We start from the raw sequence: 18,238 nt of genomic DNA on the forward strand, positions 1-18,238 counted from the left end.
CGCTGTATGATGAATGACAGATCAAGAGATATAGGAGAATTTGTTCCAATGCCAGATGATGACATGATTATCTGCCGTTGTGAAGAAATTACAAAAGGCGAAATAAGAAAAGCTGTTCATGCTGGAATGTTTACAATGCAGGAAATAAGAAGATATTTAAGAGCAGGTATGGGGCTTTGTCAGGGGCAGACTTGTTCTAAGCTTGTAAAAGGAATAGTTGCAGCAGAACAAAAAGTAAGTCCTGCTCTTATTAATCCGGCTACAAGCCGAGGGCCTATAAGACCAACAGAAATGAAAACGCTTGCTTCGGAGGTGTTGTAATATGATGACAAAGGCTGATGTTATAGTTATAGGTGCTGGAATAGTAGGAAACGCTACAGCTTATTATCTTGCAAAGAAAGAAAAAAAAGTAATTGTTCTTGAAGCAAGTGATTATATTGGAAACGGTGGTTCCAGCCGCAATGGTGGTGGAGTGCGACAATCAGGACGTAACCCAAAAGAATTACCATTAATGAAATGGGGAGTTCAGAATATCTGGCCAACCTTAAGTGAAGAACTTGGAGTTGATACAGAATACACTCAGGAAGGAAACTTACGTTTAGGTAAAAATGATCAGCATAAGGCTATTTTGCAGAAACTCGCTGATGGAGCAAATGCCTGCGGTGTCGAAGTAAAAATGATTGATGCTGCAGAAGTAAAAAAGATTAATCCTTATTTAAGTGATGAAGTTACCTGTGCTTCCTGGTGTCCAACAGACGGTCATGCAAACCCTCTGACTACAACTTTGGGATATTATAAAAAGGCTCGTGAATTGGGAGCTGATTTTATAACAGGAGCTCCAGTGAGCCGAATTGTTACCAGAGCTGGCAAGATTACAGGTGTTGAAGCTGGAGAAGGTGATGAAAAAACATTCTTTGAAGCCGAGACTGTAGTAGTTGCTGCAGGTTATGAAAGTAATGCAATTCTTGAAACTGTAGGAATAACTATTCCAATGCATAAACGTGCGGTTACTTGTCTTGTTACAGAAGCTGAACCTCAGATGTTCAGGCAAATGCTTGGTACTGCCATGGCCGATTTCTACGGACATCAGACAAAGCATGGTTCTTTTGTAATGGGTGGAACAGATGGTTTTGATGAATGTCCTGCTCATATAGATGATTCATATCCACTGGTTGGTTCAAGTATGATTAGTGCAACAAGCCGTGGAATCCTGGGGTATTTCCCAATGCTGGAAAATGCAAAGATTGTTCGCGCCTGGGGCGGATATGTAGATTTCTGTGTGGATGGATGTGCAACAGTAAGTAAGGTAGATGAAGTTCCGGGGCTGTATGTTGAATGTAGTTTTACAGGACATGGTTTTGGAATTGGACCTGCAGCAGCTTACAACATTGCAGAATTAATCTGTACAGGTTCCTGCCCGGCAGATATCAGTCCATTGAGATACGACAGATTCAAGCCGGCAAAATAGCAAAAGAAATTGACAAAGGGTTCTTTTTCCAGCATACTTTGGAACATTGGTGCAAAGGTGTACTTGGGTAACCCCATATATACCTTTGCACTTTTTTTTATTTTAAAGGATTTTTCCCGTGAAAAAGAACCAGGCCCTTATTTCAATTCAGCCATATTTTGTTATGGAATCAGATAACTTCTGTCAGCATATATTAATCGAAAATGGCATTTCACATTTCTTCAGTTTTTCAAATAATTCAAGTCAGGATATTACACTGCCTTTATTAGTAGACAGCTGCAGTAATTTAATCTTTGAATATAAAGATGGAAGTGTGAGAACACATCTGATTGGAATTACAGTTGAAAAGCGTACTTTTTCAGTCAAAAAGAATGCAGACTATTTTGGTGTCAGACTTCAGCCAAGTGTTACAAAATTTGTAAAAGAATATACCCCAAAGGAATTAGTTGGAAATATCGTTATATTAGATGATTTACTTTCTACCAGAGACTTCTGTAAAAAAATGGGCGAACAAAAGAATTTTAACAGCCGCATGCTAACCTTTTTACAGGAATATTCAAAGTTCCAGGCTTATGAAAATGGAGATACCAAAGATACTTTATTCAAGCAGATTTCAGATTTAATTATTCAACGTAAGGGAATAGTAAAAGTCCGCGAATTAGAAGAATTGTCCGGCTATTCTTCCAGATATATCAACAAGATTTTTGATAAAGAACTTGGCTTAAGTGCTAAACAGCTTTGTAATTCTATAAAATTTCAGTTTTTATTAGATGATATGAACAAGGGAATTGGAGACAGTTTTACAAGTATTGCTTCAGAATATAATTTTTATGATCAGGCTCATTTTATTCATGAATTCAAGGAGTTTTCCGGAAAGACTCCAGGAGAATATGCGGAAGAAGTAGAAAACAAAAAATATATTAGTTCTATTAAAAATATTTAGTTTGAATTAATAGTTCCTTTTTTTACAATTATACATTGGAGATAATTTGTAGTATCCATTCATAAGTTATAAAAACAAGGGCAAAGCAAAGGCGCTGGATTATTTTGAAAATCCGGCGCCTTTTTTGTTTCTAGAAGGAGGATTAACATGGCATACCCAAAAATTGACTTTTTATATCTTAATGAACAGGACATGATTGCAGCTGGGGTAAAAGATATGAAGGGCTGTATCGAAGCAATGGAAGAGATGTTCAAGCTTATGAAAGTTGGAAACTACAGAATGGGAGGTGCAAATGGTAACTCTCACGGAACAATGGTTACCTTCCCGGCAAGTTCACCATTCCCAGAAATGCCTGTAGATGGCCCAGACCGCCGCTTTATGGCAATGCCTGCATATCTTGGTGGAAAATTTGATATGGCAGGAATGAAATGGTATGGCTCAAACGCAGAAAACAGGGAAAAAGGTTTACCACGTTCAATTCTTATGCTGACTTTGAATGATAAGGATACTGGAGCACCTTTGGCTTATATGAGTGCAAACATTCTTTCTGCTTATCGAACAGGTGCAGTTCCGGGAGTTGGTTATAAGTATTTTGCTCCAGAAGATTCTAAGGTAATTGGAATTGTAGGACCTGGAGTTATGAGCAAGACAGCTCTTGCAGCGGCAATGGCAGTACGACCAGGAATTGAAGTTATCAAGGTAAAAGGCCGAGGTAAGGCAAGCCTTGAAAAATTTATTGCTGACGCAAAGAAGGATTATCCGTCAGTAAAAGAAGTATATGCAGTAGATACAATAGAAGAAGCTTGTAGAGATGCAGATATTATTTCTGTCAGCACATCTACACCAACTACCGGCGATACAAGTATTTATCCATACATCAAGGAAGAGTGGATAAAGCCAGGTACAATCATCAGCTCCACAGCAGCCCTTAGATTTGATGATGACTTCATAATCAACAGAGCAAGAACTGTAACAGACAATATTGCCTTGTATGAAGCTTGGGAAGAAGAATATGCGCCAGAAGCTTATAAGACTGTTCCAATTCCTGCAGTTCATGTTGAAGATCTGATTGCAGAAGGCAAGATGAAGCGTGAACAGATTGATGATTTGGGAGATATCCTGACAGGAAAAATACCTGTACATCGTGATCCAAAGGAAATCGTAGTTTATTCAGTTGGTGGTATGCCGGTTGAAGATGTTGCCTGGGGAACAATTGTTTATCGAAATGCCTTGGAAAAAGGTATTGGTACAAAGTTAAATCTGTGGGAGACACCAGATTTAAGATAAAAAAACTGATGATAAAGATATCACAGAAAAAGGAGATTACTTATGGAAGAAAAGTTTAGTCGAGTAGAAGTAATTACAGGTATTTCAAAAATTGCAGCCCTTCAAAGTGCTTTGGGAAAATTCCGAATTACTGGTATGACAGTTTACCAGGTATTGGGTTGTGGTGTTCAGCATGGAACTCAGGAATTTGAAGTTGAAGAAAAAAAGGAAATCCAGCTTCTTCCAAAGGAAGTTGTAATGATGGTTGTTCCAACTGATGAAGTCCCTGATGTAATTGAGTTCCTGAAAAAAGAACTTTACACAGGTCACATTGGAGATGGAAAGATTTTTGTTTCTGATGTTACAAATATTGTTCGTGTTCGTACTGGAGAAGAAGGTATGGATGCCCTGCTGTCAACGGAGAAATAAATGAAAAGAAAGAACTATTCATCGGGAGCACCGCTGGAACAGAAAGCTGGTTACTCCCGTGCAGTCCGCATAGGTGATTTTATTTTTGTAGGTGGAACAACAGCAGTTCAGCCTGATGGTTCCGTATATGGAGAAGGAGATTCTTATGCTCAGCTCAAATATATTCTTGAAAAACAGGTCAAGATTATAGAACAGGCTGGCGGAAAGAAAGAAGATGTTTTTGAAGTAAGAATCTTTCAGACTCCGGAATTCGAAAAGGCTGGAATGGCTGCTTATACAGAAATATTTCACGATGTTATGCCTTTGTGTACTGGCGTTACAATTGCAAAACTTAACAGGCCGACCCAACTGGTAGAAGTTGAAATGTCGGCTGCAATTGGAACTGAATTAGAAGAATAGGAGAACTATATGGCAGATGAAAAGAAATTAGGTCTGCCGAGTGTTATTGCTACTGGCGTCGGGTTGATTGTTGCAACTAGTGTTTTGCTTTCAATCGCTCAGGGAGCAAGTATACTTGGTTTGCCCTTTATAATAACAATGACGATTGCCTGTGCTTTCAATATTTTGACAGCACTTTCAATCTGTGAATTGAATGCACTGATGCCTAACCTTACAGGTGGACTGGCACAGTTTACACTTGCAAGTTGCGGACCATTCATCACAATTATTACAAATATGGGTGGCTTCATCTGTTGTCAGATGATTTTGGGAAGTTCGGAAGCAGCCATGTTTGGTAATACTATGAGTACCGTATTAACAGCTGTTCCTGTTTCACCTACAGTCTGGACAATTGCACTGATTGTTATTCTGTTTGTTTTGAATCTTTTTGGTGTTGATATGTTTGCAAAAATCCAGAACATCGTAGCCTACGGACTGATTGTTTCCCTGGTTATTATGGGTATTCTTGGATGTATCAAGGTAAATCCTTCAACACTGATTGAACAGCCGGCTTTTATGACAGAAAAGTTTACTGATACACTGTCGCTGCTGGGACTTGCCTTCTTCCTCTTTATTGGAGTTGAATATATAGTTCCAATTTCACCAAATGTAAAAAATTCAAGAAAGATTGTTCCAATAGGAATGGTTTTGAGTCTTGTAATTATTCTTGTTATGCAGATTCTTCTGACAATCGGTTTCAAGAATTACACAGAATGGGAAGCACTGGGAGAAAGTACAGTTCCACATATTCTTTACGGTTCACTTCTTCTTGGAAAAGCCGGTACAATCTGGATGTCAGTAGTTTCAATGCTTGCTGTAATTAGTACACTTAATACAGCAATGTTTGGTGTAAGCCAGTTATGTGCAGGTATGGCAAAAATCGGTTTGCTGCCTACAAGCTTCCTTAGAAAGACACCTGCAGGTTCACCTTATGTAGGATTGATTCTTGTAGCGGTTGTAATGGTGATTTTGAATGCAATAGGACTCTCAAGCAGTGATTCCCTTGTATTCTTGATTCTTACTGGTTGTACCTTTTGGATTTTCTGTTATGTTATGGTTCATATTGATGTAATCATCTTAAGAAAGAAATTACCAAAGGCACCAAGAACCTTTAAGCTTCCGTTTGGAATTGTTATTCCTGTGCTCGGAATAATTGGCAATTTGTTCATGATCTGGAACATAGATCCAAGCTGGGAATTAAAGAAGATTATCTATTTAGTCTTTGCAGGTGTTTCTGTAATTCTTGCAGTTTATGCTTTCTTCTGGTGTAAGTTTGTAATCAAGAGACCTATGTTCAAGGGCTATGAAATTAAAGAGGTTATGGCCATGGATACAGATCTTTATCAGATTCGTCATTATCCGGAAATTGCAAAGAAGCTTCATATGGTTGCAGAACCAGAGATTAAGCCTCTTTCTCCAGAAACAAATACTGGAACCAGACCAAAAAGTAATTAAATAAATTGTATATGCTCCTGCAGTAAGTTTTCTTATTGCAGGAGTTTTTTATTATTTTAAACCTGCTGTATAAAATCTCAGCAATAATATTTCTTTTTTGATATAATACCCAAAGTTGGTGAAAATATGACATATGGATTTATAAAAACTGCTTGTGTCAGTCCTCGAATGAAAGTTGCAGACTGCCTTTTTAATTCAGAAGAAATTGTAAAAAGTGCCGTAGAAGCTGCTGAAAACGGGGCTTCAATTATTGTTTTTCCAGAGCTTTCTATTACAGGTTATACCTGCGGAGACCTTTTCTTTCAGCAGGCTCTTCAAAAATCTGCAGAAAATCAACTTGCTTCTATTATTAAAAAAACTTCAAAACTGAATGCCCTGATTTTTGTAGGGCTTCCTTTATACTCTACAGAAGGTATTTATAACTGTGCTGCCGCCATTTCCAGAGGAAAGCTCCTTGCCCTTTATGCTAAATCATTTTTGCCAAATTACGGCGAGTTTTATGAACGCCGCCAGTTTACTCCTTTCCAGCAGAATATGAAAACCCGCTTTATCAATTTTGCAGGTTTTGAAAATGTGCCTTTTGGAACAGATATTCTTCTTCAGGAATCAAATAATCCTTCACTAAAAGTAGCTTGTGAAATCTGCGAAGATTTATGGGTTCCACTTCCTCCATCAAGCCGTCATGTTCTGGCTGGTGCTACAGTGATTGCAAATCTTTCTGCCGGAAACGAAATTATCGGCAAGGCAGAATACCGCAGAACTCTGGTTAAAGCTCAGTCAGCACGTTCAATTTGTGCCTATCTTTACGCAAATGCCGGAATGGATGAATCAACCCAAGACATGGTTTTTGCCGGCCACAGTTTAATAGTAGAAAACGGCAGCCTGTTTGCAGAATCTACCTTGTTTTCAAATGCTACAGTTTATGCTGATATTGATGTTGAACGTCTCTGTCAGGAACGTAGAAAGACAACAAGCTATGGCTATTCAGTCAACAATAATCCATTTAAGCAGGATTATACTACAGTCTATTTTGATTTAGAAAATCAGAAAGAAAACTTTACCCGATATATAGATTCCCATCCTTTTGTTCCAAATGATAAGGAAAAAAGAAGTCAACGCTGTCTCGAAGTTATTACGCTTCAGTATCAGGGGCTTGCAAAAAGACTTCGCCATATAAACTGTCAGTCTGCCGTAATAGGTCTTTCAGGCGGCCTTGATTCTACACTAGCACTTTTAATTACCTGCCGCGCTTTTGACAGTGTAGGTGTAAGCCGCGAAAAAATCACCGCAATAACAATGCCTTGTTTTGGAACTACAGACCGCACTTATAACAATGCCTGTGCCCTTGCCCGTGAATGCGGCGTAACTCTTAAAGAAGTTCGCATTGCAGATTCTGTTCGTCAGCATTTCAAAGATATTGGCCAGGATGAAAACCTTCATGATGTAACTTACGAAAACTGTCAGGCACGCGAAAGAACTCAGGTTCTTATGGATTATGCAAACAAGACAAATGGTATAGTGATTGGCACAGGAGATCTTTCCGAGCTTGCTTTGGGCTGGTGCACATATAACGGCGACCATATGTCTATGTACGGAGTTAATTCATCAATTCCAAAAACTCTGGTCCGCTACTTAGTTCAGTGGTTTGCCGATGAAAATGATTCAGCAGTTCTTCGTGATATTTTGGATACCCCGGTTTCTCCAGAACTTCTTCCTCCAACAGATGGAAAAATCTCTCAGGTAACAGAAGATCTGGTTGGCCCTTATGAACTGCACGATTTCTTCTTATATTATCTTCTTCGTTTCGGATTTTCTCCTGCAAAGATTTTATTTTTGGCCCAGCATTCAGAACTCGGGAAAATTTACAGCCGCGAAGTTATCTTAAAATGGCTTAAAACTTTTTATCGCCGTTTCTTCAGTCAGCAGTTCAAACGCAGCTGCATGCCGGACGGCGCAAAAGTCGGAACAATCAATCTTTCTCCACGCGGAGACTGGCGCATGCCAAGCGATGCTATGGCCACTGTCTGGTTGAAAGAGATTGAAACTTTGTAAGGGAGAATCAGGTGTATGTTATTTACCTGTACTTAATAAAATAGTAAATAACATATGCCCAGCCAAAGAGACCGTGGATAATTGCCCAGAAAACTGATTTCCAGGTTACGAAGCTTATAACCATTGCAAGTGATGAGCCGAAAGAGACTCCTTTTTCAACAGTGCGTTTTACAATCCTTTTTGAACCATCTGGTCTGATTTCTGTTTCTTCAATAATTTCCTGTGACATATTAGTCTTCTCCACAAAAATAATTCATAAAATCATTATAATCCCACTTTTTACTTACTGGACAATAAAAGTACACGAAATGCTAAAATTCGTGCTTAAAATGCCAAAAAACTATTTATTAAAATTTTTTAAAAAGTAATTAACTATATTTATGTTTTTTGTTATTATTCACCGAACGTTGAAATAAACTAGGATTCCTTAGACATAGGCAGCGTGACGGCTTTGACCGGTTATTTATCACTATTATTAAGGCGGTAGTAGATGTTTAATCGTAAAGACTATGTCAGCGATAAGGACTGGCAGCGTTTTCTCGACTTTTCTAAAGATTTGGAAACTCCAAATGTCGTAATTAATCTCAATACAATCAAGCAGAACTACATTAGACTTAGAGATTCATTCCCTTATGCGCGTATTTATTACGCTATGAAATCAAATCCAGGCGAACCAGTTCTTGAAATGCTCGCTGAAATGGGCTCAAATTTTGATATTGCCTCACGCTACGAACTGGACATGATTTCTAAATTTAATGTCTCTCCAGACAGACTTTCTTACGGAAACACTATTAAAAAGGCAAAGGACATTAAATATTTCTATGATAAGGGCGTGCGCATGTTTGCAACCGACAGTAAGGATGACTTGAAGGCTATTGCCGAGAATGCTCCTGGTTCACGCATTTATGTACGTATTCTTGTAGAAAATTCAGTTAGTGCAGACTGGCCTCTTTCCCGTAAATTCGGCTGCCATCCTGATATGGCTTATGATTTGCTTGTTCTTGCACGTGATCTTGGACTTACTCCTTATGGAATCAGCTTCCATGTAGGTAGTCAGCAGCGTGATATTGGTCAGTGGAACGACGCTATTGCAAAGGTAAAGTACCTCTTTACATCTCTTGAAGAGGAAGAAGGTATCCGCCTTTCTATGATCAATATGGGTGGTGGTTTCCCGGCAAGCTATATCGAGCCTACAAACACACTGGCTGAGTATGCTTCTGAAATTACACGCTATATTCAGGAAGACTTTGGTGATGATATTCCAGAAATTATCCTCGAACCTGGTCGTTCCCTCGTTGGAGACAGTGGAATTCTTACTAGCGAAGTAATTCTTACATCACGCAAAAACAACACAGCACTTGCCCGCTGGGTTTATGTTGATGCCGGAAAGTTCAACGGTCTTATCGAAACTCTCGATGAGTCTATTAAATACCCTGTTGTAACAAGCCGCGACGCTCCAGGTGAAAAAGAAGGCGTAGTAATCATCGCCGGCCCAACCTGCGACAGTATGGACATCATGTACGAAGATGCAAAATATAAGCTTCCTATTTCCCTGAAACCAGGAGACAAACTCTACTGGCTTTCAACAGGTGCTTATACTTCGACTTACGCATCGGTCGCGTTTAACGGATTCCCGCCGATTAAGACTTATTTCATGAAATAAATTTGGGTTATACCTGTGAAAAAATACCGTAGGAGATAATACTTCTACGGTATTTTTTAACCATGGTTAATTTTTTGTGACTTTTGTCACAAATTTGTATTTTTATACTTTATAATTCTTGACTTATTCATTTTCTTAACTTATATAAAATTTATAATATATCATAAAAAGGATTAATATAATGAAAAAAAACATTTTGCTATTATTATTTATACTTTTCAAAGTTTTTACTTTTGCTCAAGTTAACGAGATAGAAATTATAACAGAAAAAGATGTACAAAACTTTATTCAAAATATAATGCAAATAAATGATGAAATGCAAAAAAAGAAATTACTTACATTTGACGAGAATCTTTTTATAGAAAATGACGAAACCGATGCAATTCTAAGAAAGTTTGGAATTGAAGGAAGTAATCCTTGTGAAAAAACTAAAATAATTACTTATTGTTTTCTATATCAAAGTATCATTGATAATATTGGAATTTTAGATAATAAAAACTTAAAGGTTTTAGAAAATAAAATTAATCAACAAGCTTTATCTATCATAAATAATTATATGGAAGAATATTATTCTATCTATGGCAAATAAAAATAATTAAAAAAGGAATAGATATGAAAAAAGAATCTTTATTACTATTAGTTTGTATTTTATTCGTTTTTTCTCCGAATGTTACAAAATATGCATATGCTGAACCTATTTTTGGAGGTTCAGGAGACTCTTCTAATAATCACAATTCTTTTCATGATGATTATTATCAAGGTTCAGGAGGAGGTGAACAAGGTTCAGGAGGAGGTGGACAAGGTTGGGGAGGAGGTGGAAGTTCCTATAGCTATACTGGAGAAATTAAGAGAAATCAAACAGAGAGTTGGAGTGGATCCTATAAAGCATGGACTAGTCCTTTTAATGGGCACAATGGGGATTATACAGTTAGTTTTCATATTAATGAGCAATATGTAAAAACTGGTAATACATCATTTATCGTAAAAAAGAATACTTCTTTGAATAATATGACATATGAATATCCACAAGGATATACATCTGTACATGGTTTATACTTAGTAAATGGTACAGCATGGGGAGGGGGGATTATTGATGCAGATTCGACATATGTATTTAGAATACATGTAGATGGTTTGTTTTCGGATAAAGATGTTGATTATCTGACTCTTTATTTTACAGTAGACGATGATAAACCAATTGTAGATTATGTAGCACCTGGTAATGATTGGTTTACGACAGATAAAAGCTTTGATATAAGTGTTTCTGATGTTACAACTAATATTTTTTCTGTAGAAATAAGAGGTGCGGAATATAAAAAAATAAACAATAGTAAATACAATGTAACAGTAAATAAAGAAGGTACATCAAATATTTATATAGATGTATATGATGAAGTATTGAATCGTACTTCGAAATATACGACTGTAAGAATTGATAAAACAGATCCCATATTAGAGATTTCAGAAATTCCAACTGGATGGCAGAAGAATCCGATAAGATTTGATGTAACGGCCAGAGATACCATTTCTGGAGTAAAAACAATTACAGTTTACGATAAAACATTAAATCAAAATGTACCAGTATATTCAACACTATCTGGAAAAGAGGGGTCTAGTTTATTCAAAAGATCATTTAGAATTACTGGAAATGGAGAACATGTATTAGAAATTAAAGCACAAGATGTAGCAGGAAGAACTACAACACAAACGCGAACTGTTAAGATAGATAATGCAAGTCCATCTTTTGATGTTGTATGTTCAAAAAATAATCAATGGACTAATAAAGATGTATTAATTACTGGAGTTGCAAAAGATCCAGAATCAGGATTAAAAAATGTATGGTTAGAAATTGATGGGAATGCAGATTACCTGTTAAAAAATGGAGATGGTAGTAAAAAAGAAATTTCATTTTCTCGAACTATATCTAAAGAAGGTGTGACCAATATTTATTCAAATGCTGAAGATTTTATTGGAAATCCAACAACAAAAGGAAATACATGCAATATAAAAATAGATAAGTCATCACCCCAAATTAGCATTGATTCAGCTAATTATGAAAATGGTTGGACAAATAAAGATATCAGTATAACTATTACAGCTGATGATAAGTATTCTGGAATAAAAGATTTTAACACTAGTTGTATACTAAATGGAAAAGAAGAACAGATAAAATATGTAGATACAACAAATGGAACAAAAATAACAAGAAAACTTTCTCTGAATAAAGAAGGTATATATAATCTTACAATTACGTGTAACGATAATGTAGGAAATCCATCAACAATAATTACAAAAACATATAAAATTGATAAAACTGCAATAGATGAGAATGCAATTAGTTTTATTCCTATATACAAAGAGAATGTGAGAAACTATAGAACGGCACTTGGATTGGATAATTTACCGGAATTTGCAGGTGCATTAGATAAGATTCGTATAATAATTAATAAAAACAATCAATATGAATCAGAACCAAGTAATATTGAAATTGGAGGAAATAATTACAAACCTATACTTAATGGGAATAAATATCAATACGATTATTCTGTTAGTCACTTGGTGGATGATACATACAATTTAAATTTCAAAATAAATGATGCAGCAACAAATAATATCTTAATATCTAAAACAATTATAATAGATCGTATTGCTAAAACTTTAGAGGCAGATAATTTTTCTATAGGAGATTCCTTAAATCCTATAGAAATTTGTAAAAATTCAATTAAAGATGATACAAGTTGGGTAATTAGTTATAAAACAAAGGATGGATATGGAAATCCAAATAGTAATAATTCAATTGATGTATATAAGAAAACAAGAGATGGTAATATTTCAGAAAACGTTATAAAAAAAGAAAAACGAGATGATGGAGTTTATAACATTCATGTTGAAAATGTAGATCAGTATGGAAATCACGAAGGGAATGAATTATATCTGCTATGGAGAAATGGTGAAAAGCCAAATGTAGAAGAAATACAATATGAAAATACTTCAAACGGATATAAAGCTTTTATAGAAATTCCTGTCGAAAAAGAAACTGTAAGTGTTTGGGACAAACATAATATAACATATGAAAGAGAATACATGTATGTATATAAATCAAAAGAGAAAAATGAAGTCACAAATAATCTTACACAGTTACGTGAAAATCAAAATAGTTCTAGCTTAAGTGAAGAGCAAGAATCTGGGAATTTTAAGATTTACACAAGCAATTTAAAAGGACTTATTGATTGGGAGAGTGATGATAAAACTGCAAGAACTATAAAAGTATTTTATACAGAGGATTATAAACCTTCAGAAATAGAAAAGGAAAAAATAAAGGTAAAAAAGGGACAGAGTATTGTAAATGAATATTTTGTCAAAGATAGTAAACCTGTATTTAATAAATATATCCAATGGCCAGAATATATAGGAGATCATATAATTTTAAGTTGTAAAGCTCCTGATAATTATTTTAAAGCAATAGCTGTTGATCCGGATGATGATACTCTTTTATTTAAGATAACACTTATAAATAGTGACAATAAAACTAAAGTTATCTATAAAGATAATCTTACAAGTGAAATTAAATTACAAGATGAATTGGATACAGAAAGGTTTGATTATTCAACAGGTTTAACAGTTAAAATTGAAGCTAAAGGAATTAGGAAAAATATAACTGAAACAGATCCTGATTATGAAACTTATTGGAATAATGAAAAAACAGAATCAACAGAACTGAAACCTTATAAATATGAAGCAAATAAAATAGATTCTAAAGCTCCATATCTTGATAGTTATAATAAAGATTATTGGGAGAATAGTAATAATTGGACTGGGGAACAAAAGTCAGTTTTATCATTCAAAGATGATGGAAGTGGTATATATTCAATTTATGTAGAATATAAAAAAGATGATATTATTTTAAATTCTGATTTAGAAAAGAATATAAATAATAATAATTTCTCATATTCAGTGGATTTTGGTAAGGTTGCTATAAATAATGAAGCATTATGTGGTTATTACTCAATTACTATTGTAGTAACTGATACAGCTGGCAATAGTGCAATTATACCTATGGGATCAGTAAAAATAGATACGGAAAAACCAAAGATTATAAATCATAATCCAAAAAATCCATTACCAGATAGTGATGGAGATATACAATTTGAATTTGAAGCAACTGACTTTAAGGGAAGTCAAGTAAAACAATATAGTACAAAAACTGAAGCCGAAGAAAAATGGTCAGAATGGTATACTTACGATAATAAAAAAAGAAATACATTATATATTCTAAAAAATAGATTTGGTGATAAAGCAAGAAAACTAAAACTTAAGGTAAGAGATAATGTAAATAATGAAAGTGAAGAATCTGGTTATGAAATTATATGTGAGCCATATGAACAAATATCTGAAATAGTTGAATTAAGATTTGAAGGAATAAATGAAAAAGGATATGTAACAAATATTGAAAATCTAAAACCTGAAATTAAGTTCAATGAAGAAATTGATACTAGCGAATGTACAGTAAAATGGACAATTAAAGATTTAGAGGATAATACAGAACAAGAGTTTGATAGTTTCTCAGAATTAAAATCAGTATTAAAAGATGGTAAAGAATATAAAATAAAAGTTTCTGTTGAAAATAAATTTGGAAGCAAAAGTGAAAAAACTTGCAATCGAAGTATAAAAATAGAAACAACAGAGCCTTCAGAAATATATATTGAGACGGACAAAGAAATATTAAAGGGACATAGACATGAAATTATTGTAAAAGGTGGCCTTGATGATTCATGTAATGTAAAAAGAACTGTCTATGTAGTAAAGAAAGATAAAAATGATCAGTATGAGCTGCTTTATAGTCAAGAAACAAAAACTGATGATGAGAATGAAATAATTAGACTTTCTACAGGTCTTTTTGAAGATGATATTTTAAAAGAAAATGTGTATATATATGCAGAATCAGAAAATGATGCAGGGCTTGTAACAAAATCAAGTATGATACATGGATTTGTATTAAAGGAAAATTCTGATTTATTTGTTGAAGCAGATGAATATACTTCTGGATCAATATTTGCAAGATGGATTACAGGAAAAAGCGAAACAAAGTATTTCAAATATACAATTAAAACCTCTGATAATGAAATATTATTAGATAATGAAAAGACGGATAACAAATTCATGGTCTATGATTTGCCTGAAGGATTGATTCAGGGAACATATATTTATATATATGTAACAGGATATACGGAAGATGATTCAGAAACAGAAAATGGAAAAAGTAATGCAGTCTTGTATTGTAATGAACATCCAGATGTTGAATGGATTAAAGTGCCTAAAGCAGTATTAAGCAGTGACATTTGGGCAGAGTATAATATAAGAAAAGGTATAGGTATAAAAACGAAAAAATATTCAATCGAGGTTTTTGAGAAGAATCCAGAAAATGAGATATGGGATTGGTATGGTGTTGGAGATAATAGAGAAAATATTTGGATAAATCTTAATAGTAATGAGGGAAGAATTACTCTAAGTTTAGAAAACTTGAAAGAAAAAGGCAGAATACATGATGGAAGTCAAATAAGAATAAAATTAGCGGCAGAAAATAATGCAGGGCTTGAGACACAAGTAATTACAGGAGCAATAATAATAGATGACAGTAAACCTCCTTTACCTGTTGCAGTAGATCAGGGAACAGTTGTAAATCAAATTCAAGAGCCAGCAATTAAGGTAGATTGGAGTACAAGTATTAATGATCCAGATAGTGGAAGTATCTATTATTGGAAATGGTATTTTGAAGGAGAAGATAAAGAAAAGAAAAATTGGATAGAAGCAGAATGGAATACTGAAAAAAATGAACAACTGATGTATGGAATTATTGATGAAGACATCAGAAAAGAGAAGTATGATGGAAAGGTTATTCGTTTTGAAGTAAAAGCAATTAATGGAACTGGGGAAGAAAGTATAGGAAAGAGTGATGGAATACTTTTGGATAGTAATGCACCAATAATTGAAAAAATACAATTATATGATTCAGAAAATGGTTCTCTGATAAGTGGATATACTAGATCAGAAAGAATAGGAGATTTTGTTTACATTTCAATCGATGTAAATGAAGAAACAAGCTGGATTGAAAAAGCAGATGCAATTTTATACGAGATTGATGAAAATGGAATTCATAAAGAAGTTTCAAATGCAACATTAACATTAAAAGGAAAAAAAGCAAACGCAAAACTTCAATTGAAGGATAAAATTGATATTTGTAATGGTAAGCGTTTTATTGTTCAGGCTGTTGCAAAAGATGCTGCTGGAAATAGAAGTGGAAGTGCTTCAAGTGATAGTGTTTTATTAGTTGGGTCTCCTGTAGAAATCGAACATATTAATATACAAGGTGATATAAAGAAACTTAATATAACTTGGGGTGTTAATGGAGATAATCAGTGGACTAAAGAATATCTTGTAAATATTTTATATGAAAAAAATAATATATTATTCCATACAAATACAACTTCGTTATCACTTGATTGGAGTACAATTGGTATAAATATTTCTGATGATGTAAATGGTACAATATTTACAGTAACTGTAAAACCAGTAAGTTATACATCAGATTATACTGAAGAAAATGAAAAAACTGAAAGTTTTATGATAGATCTTCAGATTCCGGTATTCAATGAAGAGAAAAAATGTATTCCACAGAATCCAGAACTTACAGCGTGGGCAAATGAAATAAATGCATATGTTGAATATATTTCTGGAGTAACAGGTTGTTCAATAGAATGGGCAAGTATTTATGCAGAAGATAATAGTGAACTTTCTGGATGGATACTAAACCGTATTTCTAATTCTATAAATATAAATAAACTTCTAAATGAAATTTCTGAAAATAAGTTAATAGAATTTTGGCAGAATAAACATGTAATGTTAAAATTCAAAGCAATCAATGGAATGGGATTAAGCAGCATTGAAAAGAAAGTCACACCGGTATTAATAGATATAACAAAACCTGAAACAGCAGAAATTTCTAGAAATTGGGTTTGGTCAAATCTAGTTGGTAATATTGATAATATAATTGTAAGTGCTGGAGATAAAGATTCTGGATTATCAGCTTATATATGTGCATTAATTAATAAAGAAAATGCAGGATCAGATATCTTAATAGAAAATACTTTAGCTGAAGGTAATATAAATTATAATTTGCTTCATACAACTTCAAAAGAATTGTATCAAGAAAATGATTTACAAATACCAATTATAGGAACTGAAGAAGGAATTTATAACGCCGTTTTGGGTGTTAGAAATGGAAGTGGAATATGGACATATGTGAAATCTTCTGATATTGAGATTGATAGAACAGCACCAGAATTTGATATTGAAAAATCATTATTTACTGGCACAAAAAAGCAAAATCTTATGATTGGAGATACAGAAACAGTTGTACATGTAACAAATGGTCCAAAACAGCAATATAGTTTTACTTCAAATGAAGAAGTTCTTTGGAATGTTTATAGTGATGGACAATTATTATCGGAAGTCAGAAGTGAAGAATATTTGTCATTATTTAATAATTTAGTCGATTTTGAGACAAATTCTGATGGAAAGGTATATAAACTTATAATTGATATGACTGACAAAGCTGGTAATAAAGGAACTAGAATCGAATATTTGAGGTATAACAAAGCTCCTGTAATAAAAATACTTTATGATGAGGGCAAAGTTGAAAACGGAATAATAGTATGGCCAGGACATACAAAGACTATTTCAGAACTTTTTGATCTGTCAGATTATGAGGAAATGACAGAAGGAGATTATCCTCTTTCTTATACATGGACTCCTGGTAATGGAGAAGATACTCATTCATGGATTGGAGGAATGGATATACAGAATATTCTTGGAACTGACGGAAATTATAAAACAACATATTATCAGGAGAATGAAAAGGCTCAAGTTTCAGAATATAAGGGAATATTAACTGTTGAAGATTGTTATGGAAAAGGAAGTTCGATTGAAGTTTGGGTTACTGTTGAAAATACACGAAAAGGGGCTTTGATCGTAGATGAATATTGGACAGGAACTCATTCAATAACAGGAATAGTTACTGTACCAGTTGGTAAAAAACTTTCATTAGAAAACATTCAAGTTACTGCAGAAGGTTTTTCAGATGAAAACTTCCTAAATAGTGGAATTGATGTTTATGGAACTATGGAAGTAAAAGGAACTGTGAATCTGAGATCTGGAAACAGTGTATTAAAGTGGAAAGGAATCAAAATTGATGGAGAATTAAATGGTGACTTACTTGATATTAATTCAGCACAGAGAGGATTAACACTTTTAGCAAATGGAAAAGTTAAATTAGAAGAACTAAAAATAGATAATTGTCTTACAGGCCTGCATTTATTTGGAGGTAGTCTTAAGACTGATAAGTTAACTGTGATTAATAGTAAACAATATGGAATTAAGGAAGAGGAAGCGGGACAATACGAATATGGAGAAGAAGTATTGGATGGAAATGGAAGAAATTCATATATTCAGGGAATCACAAAATAGA

Annotated in this window: 12 protein-coding genes; 11 read left to right on the top strand and 1 reads right to left on the bottom strand. The window is 34.1% G+C overall.

The features are described 5' to 3' along the window. Nucleotides 1-6: 6 nt before the first annotated feature. The 8 genes from BMY21_RS11115 to BMY21_RS11150 all read left to right on the top strand — a co-directional run bounded on the left by BMY21_RS11115 (nt 7) and on the right by BMY21_RS11150 (nt 8,051). Nucleotides 7-321: a (2Fe-2S)-binding protein gene (locus tag BMY21_RS11115; protein WP_074644157.1), complete on the top strand. Its 315-nt coding sequence runs from the start codon at nt 7-9 to the stop codon at nt 319-321. A gap of 1 nt (nt 322) precedes the next feature. Then, complete coding sequence (locus BMY21_RS11120; RefSeq protein ID WP_074644159.1) at nt 323-1,468, top strand: NAD(P)/FAD-dependent oxidoreductase; 1,146 nt, start codon at nt 323-325, stop codon at nt 1,466-1,468. Between the two features lie 118 nt (nt 1,469-1,586). Continuing rightward, nucleotides 1,587-2,411 (top strand): helix-turn-helix domain-containing protein, encoded by an 825-nt coding sequence (locus BMY21_RS11125; RefSeq protein ID WP_074644162.1) that lies wholly within the window; start codon nt 1,587-1,589, stop codon nt 2,409-2,411. 147 nt (nt 2,412-2,558) lie between these two features. Further along, nucleotides 2,559-3,698: a tyramine oxidase subunit B gene (locus BMY21_RS11130; RefSeq protein WP_074644163.1), complete on the top strand. Its 1,140-nt coding sequence runs from the start codon at nt 2,559-2,561 to the stop codon at nt 3,696-3,698. A gap of 42 nt (nt 3,699-3,740) precedes the next feature. After that, the gene (locus BMY21_RS11135; protein ID WP_074644166.1) at nt 3,741-4,106 is read left to right on the top strand and encodes a P-II family nitrogen regulator; all 366 of its coding nucleotides are present in this window, start codon (nt 3,741-3,743) and stop codon (nt 4,104-4,106) included. Then, nucleotides 4,107-4,505, top strand: a complete 399-nt coding sequence (locus BMY21_RS11140; protein ID WP_074644169.1) for a Rid family hydrolase — start codon at nt 4,107-4,109, stop codon at nt 4,503-4,505. It abuts the gene before it with no gap. Nucleotides 4,506-4,514: 9 nt separating this feature from the next. Then, a complete protein-coding gene (locus tag BMY21_RS11145; RefSeq protein ID WP_074644171.1) occupies nt 4,515-5,999 on the top strand; it encodes an APC family permease in 1,485 nt (494 codons plus the stop codon). A 126-nt stretch (nt 6,000-6,125) separates the two neighbouring features. After that, the gene (locus tag BMY21_RS11150; protein WP_074644174.1) at nt 6,126-8,051 is read left to right on the top strand and encodes an NAD(+) synthase; all 1,926 of its coding nucleotides are present in this window, start codon (nt 6,126-6,128) and stop codon (nt 8,049-8,051) included. A gap of 22 nt (nt 8,052-8,073) precedes the next feature. Here the strand turns inward: BMY21_RS11150 and BMY21_RS11155 are convergent, their stop codons facing one another. Beyond that, entirely contained in the window at nt 8,074-8,280 is a 207-nt protein-coding gene (locus BMY21_RS11155) for a hypothetical protein (RefSeq protein ID WP_074644176.1), read from the bottom strand. Between the two features lie 261 nt (nt 8,281-8,541). On the opposite strand from BMY21_RS11155, the gene BMY21_RS11160 reads away from it, so the two are divergent. From BMY21_RS11160 to BMY21_RS11175, 3 genes are all read left to right on the top strand, one after another. Continuing rightward, nucleotides 8,542-9,714: a type III PLP-dependent enzyme gene (locus BMY21_RS11160; RefSeq protein ID WP_074644178.1), complete on the top strand. Its 1,173-nt coding sequence runs from the start codon at nt 8,542-8,544 to the stop codon at nt 9,712-9,714. A gap of 181 nt (nt 9,715-9,895) precedes the next feature. Then, entirely contained in the window at nt 9,896-10,303 is a 408-nt protein-coding gene (locus BMY21_RS11165; RefSeq protein ID WP_074644181.1) for a hypothetical protein, read from the top strand. A gap of 23 nt (nt 10,304-10,326) precedes the next feature. After that, on the top strand, nt 10,327-18,237 hold the full coding sequence (locus BMY21_RS11175) for an Ig-like domain-containing protein (RefSeq protein ID WP_143064218.1): 7,911 nt from the start codon (nt 10,327-10,329) through the stop codon (nt 18,235-18,237). Nucleotide 18,238: the final 1 nt, after the last annotated feature.

This window comes from Treponema bryantii (genome assembly GCF_900111035.1).
In the GTDB taxonomy this organism is placed as follows: domain Bacteria; phylum Spirochaetota; class Spirochaetia; order Treponematales; family Treponemataceae; genus Treponema_D; species Treponema_D bryantii_C.

Excerpts from the sequence above, each read along its gene's own strand:
- BMY21_RS11115 (WP_074644157.1), top strand. The coding sequence starts at position 7 with ATGATGAATGACAGATCAAGAGATATAGGAGAATTTGTTCCAATGCCA.
- BMY21_RS11120 (WP_074644159.1), top strand. The coding sequence starts at position 323 with ATGATGACAAAGGCTGATGTTATAGTTATAGGTGCTGGAATAGTAGGA.
- BMY21_RS11130 (WP_074644163.1), top strand. The coding sequence starts at position 2,559 with ATGGCATACCCAAAAATTGACTTTTTATATCTTAATGAACAGGACATG.
- BMY21_RS11135 (WP_074644166.1), top strand. The coding sequence starts at position 3,741 with ATGGAAGAAAAGTTTAGTCGAGTAGAAGTAATTACAGGTATTTCAAAA.
- BMY21_RS11140 (WP_074644169.1), top strand. The coding sequence starts at position 4,107 with ATGAAAAGAAAGAACTATTCATCGGGAGCACCGCTGGAACAGAAAGCT.
- BMY21_RS11145 (WP_074644171.1), top strand. The coding sequence starts at position 4,515 with ATGGCAGATGAAAAGAAATTAGGTCTGCCGAGTGTTATTGCTACTGGC.
- BMY21_RS11150 (WP_074644174.1), top strand. The coding sequence starts at position 6,126 with ATGACATATGGATTTATAAAAACTGCTTGTGTCAGTCCTCGAATGAAA.
- BMY21_RS11155 (WP_074644176.1), bottom strand. The coding sequence starts at position 8,280 with ATGTCACAGGAAATTATTGAAGAAACAGAAATCAGACCAGATGGTTCA.
- BMY21_RS11160 (WP_074644178.1), top strand. The coding sequence starts at position 8,542 with ATGTTTAATCGTAAAGACTATGTCAGCGATAAGGACTGGCAGCGTTTT.
- BMY21_RS11165 (WP_074644181.1), top strand. The coding sequence starts at position 9,896 with ATGAAAAAAAACATTTTGCTATTATTATTTATACTTTTCAAAGTTTTT.
- BMY21_RS11175 (WP_143064218.1), top strand. The coding sequence starts at position 10,327 with ATGAAAAAAGAATCTTTATTACTATTAGTTTGTATTTTATTCGTTTTT.